The sequence below is a fragment of the Pseudonocardia sp. Cha107L01 genome (assembly GCF_052566575.1).
Genome location: NZ_CP199579.1, coordinates 2,162,320 through 2,176,919 on the forward strand (window position 1 = coordinate 2,162,320; position 14,600 = coordinate 2,176,919).

Sequence of the window (14,600 nt, forward strand, 5' to 3'; positions counted from 1 at the left end):
GGCAGCGCCGTTCTCGGCGGTGGCAGCGAACGACCGGACTGTCGGTGGGGCTGGTCGCGGTGGCGGTGGTGCTCGCCGGTTGCGCGGGGAGCACCGGGGACTCGAGCTCAGTGCGGCCGCCGGTAGCCGGCGGCCCGGCGGGGGTCGGCGCGCCGGCGGCGCAGACCAACTGCGCGGCGAAGGCCACCGACCCGTCGAGCCTGGAGCAGGCACTGAACGGCGCTTCGGCCGGCGACACCATCTGCGTCAGCGGCGATCTGAGCGGCGACCGCGTGATCATCGCCAAGGGTGGCAGCGCGCAGGCCCCGATCACGGTGCTGGGAGACGGCAAGACCGTCACCAAGGGCATCACCGTCGAGGCGAGCAACGTCATCGTGGACGGGTTCGTCGCCGAGGAGCCCGAAGCGCCCGGCGTGTCGCTCAAGGGTGACAACCTGACCCTGCGCAACACCGCGGTCAACAGCCCGAGGGAGGGCGACGGCGACGGCATCCGGTTCTGGGGAACCAATATCAAGATCCTGCACAACACCGTCACCGACACCAGCAACGACACCGGCGCGCACGCGGACTGCATGCAGACCTACGCCACCGACGAGGACAGCCCGGCCAGCCAGGACGTGCTGATCGACAGCAACCGCTGCGAGAAGATCGACAACAACTGCCTGATCGCGGAGGGGCCGAACAGCAGCGCGGGCGACGGCAGCGGCGAAGGCGAGATGAAGAACATCACCTTCAGCAACAACTTCTGCGACAACAAGGCCTCGCAGGCCGTGCTGGCCGACGACGTGCGGAACATGGTCATCACCGGCAACCAGATCGTCGGGCACATCAACCACGCCTTCGCCTTCCAGAACCAGTCGAGAGGCGGCGTGGTCACCGGCAACCAGGTCGGGTCCGTCAGGTACGAGGTCGGCATGGACTCGTCGTCCGAGAACGGCTACAACGGCCCGGAGGCCGGCGGCGCCCCCTGATCGGCACCGCGCCCTGATCGGCACCGCGCCCTGATCGGCACCGCCCGCAATGATCGAAACTCAGGGCTTGTCCTTGGTCTTCGTCGGTGCCTTGGCCAGGTTCTTCAGGTCCAACGAGGGGTTGCCGCTGGAGTCCCAGCTGAGCGCGGCCACGAACATGGAGCGCTGCGTCGGGCTGGTGTAGGCGTGGAAGAGGAGGTAGTCGTGCTTGCGGCCGGGCACGACCTCCTCACCGCCCGGGTTGGTGTACCCGCCGCCGAGCGTGTCGCGGTTGAGGAACTGCCCGTCGTGTTTGTCGAACGCGCTGCTCAGCGACGTGGAGCTGGCGTAGTTGACGAAGTACTTGCCGCTGTTGAACGCGTTGCCGGAGTAGAACAGCACGTACCTGTCGCCGTGCTTGACCATCGCGGGGGCCTCCACGATGTTGCCCTCCTCCGGCCGGTCCGCCTGGATCAGCGCGTGCCGGTCGCCGATCGAGGTGACCCCGTCGACGCTCACCTGCTGGATCCAGATGGTGGCCTTGCCCCGGCCGCTGGTGTAGAGCAGGTACTGCTTGCCGTTGGTGTCGGTGAACGCGCTCGGGTCGATGCTGTCCACGTCCTCGGGGCGGCAGACCAGCGGGTTGGCCCCGGTGGACTGGAACGGTCCCTTCGGGGAGCTGGCCAGCGCGACGCCGATGCACTGGACGTTCTTCGACCCGGACCGCGCCGTGAAATACAGGATGTAGCTGCCGTCGCTGCGGGCGGCGACCTCCGGGGCCCAGACGGTGGCCGCGGCGCCGTTCTTCGCCACCCAGGGCGGCAGCTGCGGCATTGCGTCCCCGACGACGCTCCACCTGCCGTCCAGCGTGGACGCCCGTTGCACCGGTACGTGCCATACCTGATTGCCGTAGCTACTCGCCGTTGAATAGGCGTAGTAAACGCTTCCGACTGCAAGTACAGCGGGATCCGGAAAGTCATGGGCAATGACCGGCTGAATAGTCGATGCCGTCGTTGCGGCAACGACCGCCGCGACCGCGGGACCGGTCTTCAGTAGGCGTACCCAGCCGCCGCGAGTGAGGGGAGACATCACGACAGAGAGTAGCTTGCGGCCCGAGATGTACCGCAACGTGTTTACCCAAAAGTGTTAATCAGATCGGGTCAGTCGTGACCCTGCGGTAATAATTGCGGTGATCCACACCATCGGTCGGCCGGTGTGAACCGCCAGGTGGGGGTATTTCGCGTGCCGCGAAGCGTGTCAGCCGCACCCGCAGCCGCCGCCGCAACACCCGCCGCCGGCCCTCGGCGCGGACGCCGCCGCCATCCCCGTCATGGCCACCGTGGACAACAGCTTGACCGTGTCTCCGTGACCTGCGGGGCAGGTCGCGGGCTCGCCGGCGGCGCTCATCGGGCGCGATACCTCGAACACCGAGGCGCTGCCGACGTTGGCGCAGGTCCGGCAGCGGAACTCGTATCGAGGCATTCGCTCATGGTAGCCGGGCGGACCGTTCAGCTACCAGACTCGGCCGGCCGACGGAAGGGGCGTTCGGCGAGCGGGTAGCGCGGTTGAGTGACGACACGCCGGAGGCGGCGGTGCTCGACATGCCTCGATCGGGTATGTAACCTACTCCGGTCGAGAGGGCAGGATGCTCGTTTCCCTGCGTTATTGCTGAATAGTAAGTGCTTCAGTCGGCAGGTCTCCGAGAAAGGCATTGCGAACGAGTTCGTCGAGATGGCGAACGAGCGCGGGTTCGGGCTCCTCGGCGGTCTCGCACAATTTCCTGGCATATGCGATCACCTCGGCCGCGAGTCGGCTCTCCGGATCCGGCAGCGGTAGCCGATTCACATATTGCGTCATCCAGCGGCGACGGCCCGAGTAGAGCCTGTTCGCGCACATGAGGTCGTAGAAGCGGACGGCGAGCGTGGAGTTGGCCACGCCGACGAGCAGGTAGCCGAGATCCTCGTGCGGCAGCTCGGCGAGGCTGATCCAGTAGCAGTCCCCGTTCACCACGGCGCCGGAGTGGTCCACCGAGAACCTGGGCGCCACGCTGATGTCCGGGAACACGATCTTGGGGGCCTGCCAGCCCGCCGGCCGCTGCGGGACCCAGAGCTCGAACCACTCCCGGCCGGCGTCGGCCAGGTAGCGGCGCGCGCTCAGCCGGTCCCGGTGCAGTTCGAGATAGGCGGTGGCCCTCGGGTAGTCGGCCAGCTCGAGGAGCCGGCGGGTGGGGTGCCCCCGGTCGTACGGGTAGAGCACCCTGGTGGCCGGCTCGCCGGGCCCGCGCCAGGCCCGCACGTTGCGGTGGGTGAGCAGCGGCAACAGCAGCTCGTCCTCCGGGCGGTGTGCGGCGGGCAGCAGGTGCCAGTCGTCCCGGACGAACACCGGGTCGGCCGTGGACTTGATGCCGACCCGGATCCGGGCCACCTCGCCGAACGTGCGCCAGGTAGCTCCCCGGACCCGCTCGACCCACCTGGTGTTCGGCACGGACTCCAGCCGCCAGCGGTGCTCCGGGCCCGCCTCGACGCGCAGCGTGCCGACGGACACCGCGAAGCTACGACCGGCGCGGCGGGTGACCGTGTCGGCGGTGGCCCGCAGGTCGGCGTAGAACCGGTCGGGGCGTTCGGCCGGTTCGGCGGGTTCGGCGGCGGGTTCGGCGGGTTCGGTGCGCTGGTAGGTGCTGACGAAGCGCGCCGGCGGCGGGTCCGGATCGCCCGGTCCGGCGGTACCGACCACGATCGCGGGCAGTACCGCGGCCGGGAACGGTTTGCTGTCACCCAGGTCGTACACCTCGCGCACCTGGAACCGGTCGGCGAGCAGTCGGCGGACATTGGCGCCGGCCAGCGTGCTGAGGAACCGGTTCGAGCAGAGCAGCCCGAGCACACCGCCCTCGGCCAGCTGCTCGGCCGCCAGCGCCACGAACACGTGCATCAGGTCCACCCGGCCGCTCAGCCCGAACCGGCGGGACAGTTCGGCGGCGGTCACCGCGCCCAGAACCTGGGTGCGGACGTACGGCGGGTTGGTGATCACCAGCTGGTAGTCGCCGGGTGGGGTGGCACCGTTGTGCGGCGCGGCGGTCAGCGCGTCGCGGACGTGCAGCGCACCGGGGCAGCCCAGCTCAGCCAGCCGCCGGCCGGCGGCGGCCACCGCGACCGGGTCCCGGTCCGCGCCGACCAGCTCGACCCGGTGGTGACCGGCCGCCCGCAGCCGCTCACCGGCGGCCGCGAGCAGTGCGCCGTCCCCGCAGGCCGGGTCCAGCACCCGGATCAGCCGTTCGCCGGGTGCGCCGAGGGCGCGGACCGCCCGGTCGGCCAGGAACCCGGCGAGCTCCGGCGGGGTGTAGTGCACGCCGTGGCGTTTGCGCGACCCGGCCGCCGCTCCGGTCGCGGTCACCGAGGGCCCAGCGGGCCGGACGGGCGATGGTCCAGCAGCCCGAGGGCGAACTGCGCGTACTCCTCGGCGATCCGTTCCGGGGTGGACGGGCCGCCGACGTGGAACCACTGCGGCAGCGACGTGCACATGGTGGAGATCGCGCGTGCGGCATGCCTCGGGCTCGGGGTACCCAGCTCGCCGTCCCGGATCGCGTGGTCGATGGCGCCGTCCAGCAGGTGCTGCACGTGGTTGCGCAGCTCGGCGATGCGCCGCCGGTTCGCCGGCTCCAGGCTGCGCATCTCGCTGGCGCCGATGAAGGCCAGCTCCCAGCGGTGGGTGTGGAACAGCGCGAGCGCCTCCACCATCAGCCGGACCCGGGTGACCCCGTCCCGGGCCTGCCGCGCGGCGGCCAGCAGCCGCCAGGTCAGGTCGTCCATCGCCAGGTCCAGCGTGATCACCAGCAGCTCCTGCTTGCTGGCGTAGTGGTGGTAGACCCCGGGCACGCTGATCCCGGCCAGCGCCGCGATCGAGCGCATGGTCGCGCCGTGGTACCCGGTGCGGACGAACGAGGTGATCGCGGCGGCCAGTACCGGGTCGATGGGCAGCGGCCCGAACGTCCGCCAGTCCTGGCGCTCCCCGCCGAGTTGGACACTGCCCGGCCCGGCGCGGACCTCGTCGCGCGGCTCGCCGGGGGAGTCGAGCGCCGGCACGGCGAGCAGCCGGTCCGGGGTGGTCTGCAGGGCGTCGGCGATCTCCCGGAGCCGGCTGACCGCGAGCTCGGTCTTGCCGGTCTCGATCGCGCTGAGGGTCGCGGCGCTGACCCCGATGCGCCTGGCCAGCTCGCGCAGTGACACTCCAGCGGTCAGCCGGGACTGCCGGACGGTATGCCCCATCGCGTCCGGTGACGGCCCGTCACGCACCGCTGACCGAGCTGGCATCTGTTCAGGCTAGCCGAACACTTCGACGGATCCGGGCAGCTGGCCCAGGTGTCCGGTTCGCGTTGCACCACCGCCCCGCCGGTGACAGGGTGACTTGGCTCATAACGCCGGCCGAGCGAGCGGTCGGTAGTTCCGGGAGAGCTCGCACTGAAGATCAGGAAGGTAGCGCTCAATGGCTGAGCAGCACAGCATGGAGGACCTGCTCCGGGACGCCCCGTCGAACTGGGGCAAATGGGGCGACGAGGACGAGTTGGGCTCGCTCAACTATCTGACCCCGGCGGAGGTCCTGCGCGGGGTGCAGCACATCCGGTCTGGCAACGTGTTCACCCTGCAACGGCTGATCGGCGACCCGAAGGGTGACCCCGTCTGGCCCGGCCGCTCCCCAGCGCAGCGCACGATGATCTTCGACGAGTCGACCTGGGACAGCGACGACGCGCCGGCGTTCCCCGGCGGGTTGCACTACGCCGACGACAAGATCGAGGCCTTCCTGCAGGGCTCCACGCAGTACGACGCCCTGGGCCACGTCTGGTACGCCGGCAAGATCTGGAACGGCTACGACGCACGGACCACCATCGGTGGGCTGGACAAGGCCAGCGTGGCGCCGATCGCCGAGCGCGGCGTCGTCGGCCGGGGCGTGCTGCTGGACCTGGCCCGCTTCCGCGGCAGGGAGAACCTGGACAAGGGCGAGACGTTCGACCACAACGACCTCGAGGCCTGTGCCAAGTCGCAGGGGATCGAGATCGAGAAGCACGACGTGCTGCTGATCCGTACCAACTTCCTGAAGCTGTTCTTCGACCAGGGCGAACAGTTCTACGAGGGCTTCAACGAGCCGGGCCTGACCTACAGCCCCGAGCTGGTGCGGTGGTTCCAGGACCGGGAGATCCCGAACCTGGTCACCGACACCATCGCCAACGAGGTCACCTACGAGCCGGAGACCGGGATCGCACTGCCGCTGCACTGCGCGCTGATGCGCAACCTCGGCGTCGCCCTGACCGAGATCTGCGACCTGGAGAAGCTGGCCGCGAGCTGCGCCGAGGACGGCCAATACACCTTCCTCTACGCGGCCGCGCCGCTGAAGGTGCACCGGGCCACCGGCTCCCCGGTCAACCCGCTGGCCATCAAGTGATCGAGGTGAACCGATGAGTGAGCGTGCGAGCGAGTCAATGTCACAGGCTTTTCGCGCAGCGCCGGCCGAGTGCAGCGAGGGCGAGCGATGAGTGTGTATACGGAGCGGCCCTGGTTGGCCCGCTACGCCGACGGGCTGCCGGCGGACATCAAGACCGAGTACGGCACCCTGCTGGAGATGTTCGCCGCCTCGGTGGCGCGTGCCCCGGACACCGAGGCGATCCGCTACTTCGACGGCGTTCTCACCATGGCCGACCTGGACGCCGCCTCCGACGCGCTGGCGGTCGGGCTGGCCGAGCAGGGGTTCCAGCCGGGTGACCGCCTCGCGGTGTACGTGCAGAACAACCCGGCCTTCGTGGTCGGGCTGCTCGGCGCCTGGAAGGCCGGTGGCGCCGCCGTCGCGATCAACCCGATGAACAAGGCCCGCGAGCTGACGTACCTGCTCACCGACTCCGGCGCCACCGCGCTGCTCTGCCTGGAAGAGCTCTACGAGAGCGTTGCCAAGGGGGTGATCGAGACCGGCGATACCCAGGTCCGTTCGGTGATCACCGCCTCGCCGCTGGACTGGCAGACCCGGAACGACCCCCGGCTGTTCGCCGACGCCCGCAAGACCCGCCATGACGGCACCCTCGACCTGCTCGAGCTGATCGAGGGCAACGCCGGGCGCAAGCCGGACGCGCCGGCGCCGAAGCCGGACGACATCGGGATCCTGACCTACACCTCGGGTACCACCGGCGTGCCCAAGGGCGCGATGAACACGCACGCCACCATGTCGTTCAACGCGCAGACCTACCGGGAGTGGATGAAGCTCACCGGGGAGGACAGCGTGCTCGGGATCGCTCCGCTGTTCCACATCACCGGGCTGATCGGGCACGTCGCGCTGGCCCTGCTGCTGCCCTGCCCGCTGGTGCTGGCGCACCGGTTCCACCCCGAGGTCGTGCTGGATGCGATCAAGGAGCACCGGCCCACCTTCACCGTCGGCGCGATCACCGTGTTCATCAGCCTGGCCGGTATCGACGGGGTCACCAAGGACGACTTCGCCTCGTTCAAGATGCTCTACTCCGGCGGGGCGCCGATCGCGCCGGCGGTGACCGACCGGTTCGAGCAGCAGACCGGGCTCTACATCCACAACATCTACGGCCTCACCGAGACGAACTCGCCGTCGCACGGGGTTCCGCTCGGCGCCAGGGCACCCGTCGACCCGAACTCCGGCGCGCTCTCGGTCGGGGTGCCGGTGTTCAACACGGTGGTCCGCATTCTCGGCGAGGACGGCGAGGAGGTGCCGGTCGGCGAGATCGGGGAGATCGCCACCGCCGGGCCGCAGGTGGTGCCCGGGTACTGGAACAAGCCGGAGGCGACGGCAGCCTCGTTGCCCGGGGGCGAGCTGCGCACCGGCGACGTGGGGTTCATGGACGCCGATGGCTGGTTCTACCTGGTCGACCGCAAGAAAGACATGATCAACGCGGCCGGCTACAAGGTGTGGCCCCGTGAGGTGGAGGATGTCCTCTACGGCCATCCCGCGGTGCGCGAGGCGGCCGTGGTCGGGGTGCCGGACGAGTACCGGGGCGAGACGGTGAAGGCGTTCGTCTCGGTGCGCCCCGGTGTCGACGTGACCGAGCAGGAGTTGATCGACTACTGCAAGGCCAACATGGCGGCCTACAAGTACCCGCGATCGATCGAGTTCATCGATGAGTTGCCGAAGACCACGACCGGCAAGATCCTGCGCCGCGAGCTCCGGGACACCTGACGCTGAATGATCAACTCAACGTTCCTCTGGTCTCGGTCGTGATCGAAGCAGAGGAACGTTGAGTTCGGCGAGGCAGCCGCGGGGTGTCAGTGCGGGGCGAAGCCGGTGCGCAGGGTGGCGATGAGCCGTTCGACGACCTTCGCCGCGTCGCCGGGGTCGTCCGAGTGCAGGCCGAGCACGGCGTCCAGACCCGGCTGGCTCGGCGCGATGGCCAGGTGCGGCAGTACCAGCATGAGCAGCGCGAGGAACACCTCGACGTCCGCGTCGGGCTGGAGTTGGCCGTCGCGGCGGGCGGCCAGCAACAGTGGGCGGAACACCGCGATGTAGTGCGCGTTGACGGCCGCCCGGACCGGCGTCCTGGTCACCGGGTCGGGCTCCAGATTGACCGCGGAGGTCAGCGCGCGCTCGGCGGGATGGCTGGCGAAGTAGGCCATCCAGGAGCAGCAGATCGTGTGCAGCGAGCCGAAGAAGTCCTCGGACCAGTGCTGCTCGGCGATCAGCTCCTCCATCACCGAACGGATGCGCCGGCTGACCAGGTCGCTCAGGTACGTGCACAGGTCGGCCTTGTCGGTGAAGTACTGGAAGAGGCTGCCCTTGCTCACGCCGGCGTTGCGCGCGATCACGTTGAGACTGCCTCGGGAGAAGCCGAAGGCGCCGAACTCGGCCTCGGCGGCGTCCAGCACGGCCTGTCGGCGAGCCGCCGGCAGACGGAACCACGTCGTGGTCGGCACCGACCCTCCTCCCCGTCCCCGATGACCGGGCACCCGCCTCCCAGCACGCCGCGCGAGATCTCCTGGGGACGATCCGTCCTCAGGGGGACGCCCGTTCTGGGTGTTGTGCCATACAGTGTCGAAATCTAATATGACCGGCGGTCACATGACCAGTGGTCACGTTACCGAACGGGGTGGTCGCGGCATCGGGTAAGCCGCCAGTGGGTCGGCGCGTCCGTGCGGTTCAGGCGGGTCGCGGCTGATCCGGGCGCACGCCCTGTCCGCGTCCCCGCACACTCGTTCGCTGCCCCGGCTATCCCGGTGGCCCGGTCACCCGGGCCGCCACACGATCTCGAGGAGGAGATTCCGTGAAGACTCGCGGCGCTATCGTTCGGCAGGCTCCGGGTAAGTACGAGGTGGTGGACCTGGAGCTCGACGACCCGAGGCAGGGTGAGCTGCGGGTCAAGCTGGTCGCCTCCGGCCTGTGCCACTCGGACGACCACATCGCCACCGGTGACATCCCGGTGGGCATGTACCCGTTCGCCGGCGGCCACGAGGGCGGCGGCATCATCGACGAGGTCGGGCCGAACACGCCCGGCTTCGCGGTCGGCGACAAGGTGATCTTCTCGTTCCTGCCCGGCTGCGGGAAGTGTCGCTGGTGTGCCACCGGGCACCAGAACCTGTGTGACCTGGGCGCTGGCCTGCTCGCGGGCTCGCGCTGGACCGACCCCACCAGCTACCGGCTGCACCTGGAGGACGGCAGCCCGGTCGGCCAGATGTGCGGTATCTCCACGTTCTGCGAGTACACCACCGTGTCGGTCGACTCCACGATCAAGGTCCCGGACGACACCCCGCTCGAGGTGGCCTGCCTGCTGGGCTGCAGCGTCGGCACCGGCTGGGGCTCCGCGGTCAACACCGGCGAGGTCCGTCCCGGTGACACCGTGATCGTGCAGGGTGTCGGCGGTATCGGCGCCAACGCGGTGCAGGGTGCGGCGCACGCCGGTGCCTCGAACGTGATCGCCGTCGACCCGGTGCCGTTCAAGCGCGAGGCGGCGCAGACGCTGGGCGCCACGCACGCGGTGGACAACATGAACGAGGCCACCGAGCTGGCCAAGAGCTTCACCAACGGCCAGGGCGCCGACGTGGCGATCGTGACCGTGGGCATCATGAAGGGCGAGATCGTCGCCGAGGCCTTCGCCTCGATCCGCAAGCAGGGCACCGTCGTGGTCACCGGCCTCGGCGACCTCACCGCGGTCGGCATTCCGGTCCCGCTCGGCGAGCTGACCCTCTTCGAGAAGAAGATCAAGGGCTCGTTGTTCGGTTCGTCCAACCCGACGGCGGACATCCCGAAGCTGCTCGACCTCTACCGCACCGGCCACCTGAAGCTGGACGAGCTGGTCACCACCCGCTACGGCCTCGACGACGTGGCGCGCGGCTACGAGGACATGCACGCCGGCAAGAACATCCGCGGCGTCATCGTCTACTGAGCCGTCCACCGGCCGCACGTCCGGGCCACTCAAGGCCCCGGTCAGCGAGTCTCGCTGGTCCGGCTGGACCCCGGTGCCCGAAGTCGTTTCGGGTGCCGGGGGTCCAGTTTGACGAACACCAGGAAGTAGGAGTGGTTCTTGCGAGCGTGCTCCTGGCGCAGCAGTCGGGCGATACCGGGCCGGTTCGGCCGGATCACGATGAACAGGTCCTTGCAGTAGAAGCCGGCCTCGGTGTAGGCGTTGATCAGCTCGACGTGGGTCAGCCGCTGCCGGTTCGCGCTCACCTCGTCCTGGCACTTGACGATGAACACGCCGTGGTTGCGCAGCACCCGGGCGGCTTCCGCGCCGGCTCGCAGGTACAGGTCCAGCACCGCCTCGTGATAGCGCGGCCCCTGGTCCGGATCGGTCGCCAAACCGTCGGAGTAGCTGCTCCGGAACGCGGCGTGGGTGCCGGCGCCGGCGAGGTGCTCGCGGTCCCGGCGGAACAGGCCCTCCATGTATGGCGGGTCGAGCACCACGCAGTCGATCTCGCCGTCCGCATACGGCAGGGCGCGGCAGTCCACCCCGGTCTGCAGGTCGGTGGCCAGCACCTGGTAGGCGGCGGGCGGCACCTTGCGCCAGAACGCCCCCTTCCCCCAGGTGACGTCCGCGATCCGGCTGCCACGGGGCACGTGCAGGTCCAGGACCAGCGGGAAGACGTCGGCGTTTGCGCCCACGTGCGCGCTGAGAGTGACGTCCGTGGTCGCCACGCCGGCCGGCCGTTTGCGTTTGACGACGTCGTTGGCGACCTCTGTGGTGGCGGGCAGCGGCCGCTCGGTGGACGCCCCTGTCATGCGTGCGGCCCTTCGCTGAGACGTACCTACTCGCCGGCTGAAGCGCGCGTAGATTATCAACGGTCCGTGGAGATGCAGGGAGGTCGTGGCGTGCAACCGTTCCAGGTGACGACCCGGTGTCGGATCTTCACCCGGACGGCGAGCGCGACGCGCCGATGTCGACACGCGGTGCGCAACTGCGGACATCCGGATGGGTCAACTCAGCCGACCCGCGCACAAGATAGCCTGCGAAGGTGACGCCAGGTATTCGGGTTGTGACGATTGCCAACCTCAAGGGCGGCAGCGCCAAGACCACCTCCGCGGCCTTTCTGGCGCACGCGTTCTACGAGCGCGGCCGCAAGGTCGTGCTGGTCGACGCCGACCCACAGGGCTCCGCACTCCGCTGGCACGGGCTGGCGGACTGGCCGGTGCCCGCGCTCGGCCTGGCTTCCACCGCATTACACCGGCAACTCTGGGGCGTGATCGACCCGGCGCGCTGGGACACCGTTGTGATCGACACGCCGCCGCTGGAGGAGCGGGACGGCATCGTCGCGGCCACCCTGCGGGTGGCGACCGACGTGCTGGTGCCGATCGCGCCGACCATGATGGAGCTGGACCGGGTCGGTCCGGTGTTCAAGGCGCTCGAGGATGCCGGCGGCCGGCGCGACGAAGATCCCAACGTCGCGGTCCTGCTCACCCGTACCGTTGCGCACGCGACCAGCACCGAGACCGTCCGGGAGATCCTGGAGAGCCAGGGCCGGCGGGTGCTGTTCTCCACGGTGCCCCGGTTGGAGCGCTATGCGCAGGCGTTCGGCGCCGGCATCCCGGAGAAGGACGTGCCGTACGGCACCGCGGCCGAGGAGATCATGGGGGGCTGGGGCCGTTGAGCAGTTCCAACCGGCGGGCCGACCTGGCCGCCCGGGCGGCCGCGGTGGCCGGCTCGAGCGGTGCCCGCGCCCCCGCCGGTCCGCGCACCGAGCCCGCCGCCGCGGACCCGGCGGGAGCCGAGGCCGGCCGCGAGCCGGTGTCGTCCCGGGTGCCCAGGACGCGCCCGGTGCGGGTCACCGTGGAACTGTCGCCGATGGAGCACAAGGCGCTGCGGCAGTGGTGCGCCCAGACGTCGGCCGACCTGGACCTGCCGGTGGTGGCCGGCGCCGAGGTGTTCCGCGCGCTGCTCAGCCTGATGCGCGGCGATCCCGAGGTGGCGGAGCAGGTGCGCGCGGAGCTCGAACGCACCGGCGGCAGCCGCCGCCGCCACTGACCCCCGACCCGGTACTTCCCGCGAGTCGGGGCTCTCAGCACACCGAGTCGGGGCTCTCAGCACACCGAGTCGCGGGATTTCGCACACCGGGCGGCGAGGTTCCTCAGTCGACGTGAGCAGCGTGGGGTGCCGCCTGCCGGACTGTGTCGGTGTTCGGCGGTAACGTCGGGTCGTGTGCGTTGAGCTGGCTACCGACCAAAGGTGGCTGACCCGCGCGATCGAACTGTCGAAGCGCTGCCCGCCGGTCGATCGGGCCTACTCGGTGGGCGCGGTGATCGTCAGCGCTGATGGCGAGGAGCTGGCCTACGGCTACTCCCGGGAGACCGATCCGGTGGTGCACGCCGAGGAGTCCGCGCTGACCAAGCTCGCCGGCTCCGGCATCGACCTGCGCGGAGTCACGCTCTACTCGACGCTCGAGCCGTGCTCGCTGCGGGCGTCCCGGCCGCGCACCTGCAGCCAGCTGATCCTCGAGGCCGGCGTCGGCCGGGTGGTGCTGGCCTGGCGCGAGCCGTCCCTGTTCGTCGCCGATGCCCAGGGCGTCGAGCTGCTCACCGCCGCCGGCGTCACGGTGCTAGAGCTGCCCGAACTGGCCGAGGCCGCCCGCGCGGTGAACGCGCAGCTGTTCCAGTGAGTCGGCCGCCGAGCGCCGGGCGCTGGGTGCTGCATCTGGACATGGACGCCTTCTTCGCCTCCGTCGAGCAGCTCACCCGGCCCACCCTCCTCGGGCGGGCCGTGCTGGTCGGCGGTCTCGGGCCACGCGGTGTGGTGGCCGGCGCCAGCTACGAGTCGCGGGTGCACGGGGCTCGCTCGGCGATGCCGATGTCCCGGGCGCGGCGGCTGGTGCCCGCCGCCGTGGTGTTGCCGCCGCGCATCGCGGTGTACCGGGTGCTCAGCGAGCGGGTGTTCGGCATCGTCCGCGAACTGGATGCGACGATCGAGCAGATCTCGGTGGACGAGGCGTTCGTCGAGCCGGCCGGCCTGATCGATGCGCCGGCCGGCGAGGTGGAGCAGGCCGCCGAGGAGCTGCGCGCCCGGATCAAGGCGGCCACCGGGCTGACCGCCTCGGTCGGAGCCGGTTCCGGCAAGCAGTTGGCCAAGATCGCGTCGACCATGGCGAAGCCGGACGGGGTCCGGGTTGTCCCGCACGGCACCGAGCGTGAGCTGCTGGCGCCGCTGCCGGTGCGCAAGCTCTGGGGCGTCGGGCCGGTCGCGGAGACCACCCTGCACCGGGTCGGCGTGGAGACCATCGGCGCGCTGGCCGCGCTGAGCGTGCCGGAGGTGACCGCGCTGCTCGGGGTGGCGATGGGTACCGAGCTGCACGGGTTGGCCCAGGGGGTGGACCGCAGGCCGGTGGCGGAGCGCGGCGAGGCCAAGCAGGTGAGCGCCGAGACGACCTTCGACGCCGACCTGTCCGACCTGGCTTCGGTACGCAGGGCGGTCGCCGAGATGGCCGAGCATGCGCACCGCCGGCTGCTCGCGTCCGGCCGGGCCGCGCGCACCGTGACGGTCAAGATCCGCGGCGCGGACTTCGCCACCCGCAGCCGCTCGGAGACCACCCCGATCGCGAGCACCAACCTGGCTGTCCTGTCGGCGACCGCGCAGCGGCTGACCGAGGGCGCGCTGCCGGACTCCGGGGTCCGCTTGATCGGGGTGTCGCTGTCGGGGCTGACCGGGGCGGTCCAGCAGTACCTCTTCGAGACCGGGACCGAAGCCGGGACCGGGGCCGAGCTGGCGACCGCGGAGGGGTCGGGAGCCGAGTCGGTGGCCGTGGCCGATGGGACGGCCGTCGGCGCCGAGCAGGTCGAGGCCGACGGGCTGTTGCTGGGCGCGACGGCGGTCGGGGACGGGACGACCTCGACCGCGAGCGCGCCGACGCCGGTCGATGGGGTGGCAGGGGCACGGGTCGCGGCGGGATCGGTGGCGACGCTGCTCAGCCAGGAGGACCCGGCCGAGCAGCTGACCCCCCGGCGCTGGCGGGCCGGCGACGACGTCCGGCACACCGAGTACGGCCACGGCTGGGTACAGGGCAGCGGGCACGGCAGGGTCACCATCCGGTTCGAGACCAGGCGCACCGGCCCGGGCCAGGCGCGCACGATGGCCGACGACGACCCGGGGCTGACCCCCGCCGACCCGCTGGCCAGCCTGGACTGACCAGCACGCCTTTGCTCTGCGCACTGATACGCAACGGCCGCGCGGTGTGC

14 protein-coding genes are annotated in these 14,600 nt (G+C 70.4%); 8 read left to right on the forward strand and 6 right to left on the reverse strand.

The features are described from left to right. Window positions 1-44 precede the first annotated feature (44 nt). Entirely contained in the window at window positions 45-971 is a 927-nt protein-coding gene (locus tag ACTXG6_RS10375; protein WP_445187551.1) for a right-handed parallel beta-helix repeat-containing protein, read from the forward strand. 60 nt (window positions 972-1,031) lie between these two features. Here the strand turns inward: ACTXG6_RS10375 and ACTXG6_RS10380 are convergent, their stop codons facing one another. The 4 genes from ACTXG6_RS10380 to ACTXG6_RS10395 form a co-directional block, all read right to left on the reverse strand. Then, window positions 1,032-2,039: a glycoside hydrolase family 43 protein gene (locus ACTXG6_RS10380; RefSeq protein WP_445187552.1), complete on the reverse strand. Its 1,008-nt coding sequence runs from the start codon at window positions 2,037-2,039 to the stop codon at window positions 1,032-1,034. A 168-nt stretch (window positions 2,040-2,207) separates the two neighbouring features. After that, window positions 2,208-2,432 carry an FmdB family zinc ribbon protein gene (locus ACTXG6_RS10385; protein WP_445187553.1) on the reverse strand — a complete coding sequence of 75 codons (225 nt, stop codon included), beginning with the start codon at window positions 2,430-2,432 and terminating at the stop codon, window positions 2,208-2,210. A 180-nt stretch (window positions 2,433-2,612) separates the two neighbouring features. After that, window positions 2,613-4,340, reverse strand: coding sequence for an Eco57I restriction-modification methylase domain-containing protein (locus ACTXG6_RS10390; RefSeq protein WP_445187554.1), 1,728 nt, complete (start codon window positions 4,338-4,340; stop codon window positions 2,613-2,615). Beyond that, window positions 4,337-5,257, reverse strand: a complete 921-nt coding sequence (locus ACTXG6_RS10395; protein WP_445187555.1) for a TetR family transcriptional regulator — start codon at window positions 5,255-5,257, stop codon at window positions 4,337-4,339. The genes ACTXG6_RS10390 and ACTXG6_RS10395 overlap by 4 nt, the downstream gene beginning before the upstream one ends. A 172-nt stretch (window positions 5,258-5,429) precedes the next feature. Between ACTXG6_RS10395 and ACTXG6_RS10400 the strand changes: the two genes are divergently transcribed. Together ACTXG6_RS10400 and ACTXG6_RS10405 are read left to right on the forward strand one after the other, a co-directional pair. Beyond that, complete coding sequence (locus ACTXG6_RS10400; protein ID WP_445187556.1) at window positions 5,430-6,383, forward strand: cyclase family protein; 954 nt, start codon at window positions 5,430-5,432, stop codon at window positions 6,381-6,383. Between the two features lie 87 nt (window positions 6,384-6,470). Next, window positions 6,471-8,129 (forward strand): AMP-binding protein, encoded by a 1,659-nt coding sequence (locus ACTXG6_RS10405; RefSeq protein ID WP_445187557.1) that lies wholly within the window; start codon window positions 6,471-6,473, stop codon window positions 8,127-8,129. Between the two features lie 86 nt (window positions 8,130-8,215). Here ACTXG6_RS10405 and ACTXG6_RS10410 read toward each other — a convergent pair whose 3' ends face one another. Beyond that, window positions 8,216-8,860 (reverse strand): TetR/AcrR family transcriptional regulator, encoded by a 645-nt coding sequence (locus ACTXG6_RS10410; RefSeq protein WP_445187558.1) that lies wholly within the window; start codon window positions 8,858-8,860, stop codon window positions 8,216-8,218. A 347-nt stretch (window positions 8,861-9,207) separates the two neighbouring features. On the opposite strand from ACTXG6_RS10410, the gene ACTXG6_RS10415 reads away from it, so the two are divergent. Further along, complete coding sequence (locus ACTXG6_RS10415) at window positions 9,208-10,326, forward strand: NDMA-dependent alcohol dehydrogenase (RefSeq protein WP_445187559.1); 1,119 nt, start codon at window positions 9,208-9,210, stop codon at window positions 10,324-10,326. Between the two features lie 41 nt (window positions 10,327-10,367). Here the strand turns inward: ACTXG6_RS10415 and ACTXG6_RS10420 are convergent, their stop codons facing one another. After that, window positions 10,368-11,159, reverse strand: a complete 792-nt coding sequence (locus tag ACTXG6_RS10420; RefSeq protein ID WP_445187560.1) for a DNA methyltransferase — start codon at window positions 11,157-11,159, stop codon at window positions 10,368-10,370. Window positions 11,160-11,413: 254 nt separating this feature from the next. Here ACTXG6_RS10420 and ACTXG6_RS10425 point away from each other — a divergent pair, with 254 nt between their 5' ends. The 4 genes from ACTXG6_RS10425 (at window position 11,414) to ACTXG6_RS10440 (ending at window position 14,550) form a co-directional block, all read left to right on the forward strand. Next, window positions 11,414-12,025: an AAA family ATPase gene (locus tag ACTXG6_RS10425; protein WP_445187561.1), complete on the forward strand. Its 612-nt coding sequence runs from the start codon at window positions 11,414-11,416 to the stop codon at window positions 12,023-12,025. Further along, complete coding sequence (locus ACTXG6_RS10430) at window positions 12,022-12,399, forward strand: hypothetical protein (RefSeq protein WP_445187562.1); 378 nt, start codon at window positions 12,022-12,024, stop codon at window positions 12,397-12,399. The genes ACTXG6_RS10425 and ACTXG6_RS10430 overlap by 4 nt, the downstream gene beginning before the upstream one ends. Window positions 12,400-12,571: 172 nt before the next feature. Further along, complete coding sequence (locus ACTXG6_RS10435; protein WP_445187563.1) at window positions 12,572-13,030, forward strand: deaminase; 459 nt, start codon at window positions 12,572-12,574, stop codon at window positions 13,028-13,030. Next, the gene (locus ACTXG6_RS10440) at window positions 13,027-14,550 is read left to right on the forward strand and encodes a DNA polymerase IV (RefSeq protein ID WP_445187564.1); all 1,524 of its coding nucleotides are present in this window, start codon (window positions 13,027-13,029) and stop codon (window positions 14,548-14,550) included. Before ACTXG6_RS10435 ends, ACTXG6_RS10440 begins: the two co-directional genes overlap by 4 nt. Window positions 14,551-14,600 lie beyond the last annotated feature (50 nt).

Bases quoted from the DNA above. Each gene is read 5' to 3' on its own strand.
- ACTXG6_RS10380 (WP_445187552.1), bottom strand. From the start codon at position 2,039: ATGTCTCCCCTCACTCGCGGCGGCTGGGTACGCCTACTGAAGACCGGT.
- ACTXG6_RS10385 (WP_445187553.1), bottom strand. From the start codon at position 2,432: ATGCCTCGATACGAGTTCCGCTGCCGGACCTGCGCCAACGTCGGCAGC.
- ACTXG6_RS10395 (WP_445187555.1), bottom strand. From the start codon at position 5,257: ATGCCAGCTCGGTCAGCGGTGCGTGACGGGCCGTCACCGGACGCGATG.
- ACTXG6_RS10400 (WP_445187556.1), top strand. From the start codon at position 5,430: ATGGCTGAGCAGCACAGCATGGAGGACCTGCTCCGGGACGCCCCGTCG.
- ACTXG6_RS10405 (WP_445187557.1), top strand. From the start codon at position 6,471: ATGAGTGTGTATACGGAGCGGCCCTGGTTGGCCCGCTACGCCGACGGG.
- ACTXG6_RS10420 (WP_445187560.1), bottom strand. From the start codon at position 11,159: ATGACAGGGGCGTCCACCGAGCGGCCGCTGCCCGCCACCACAGAGGTC.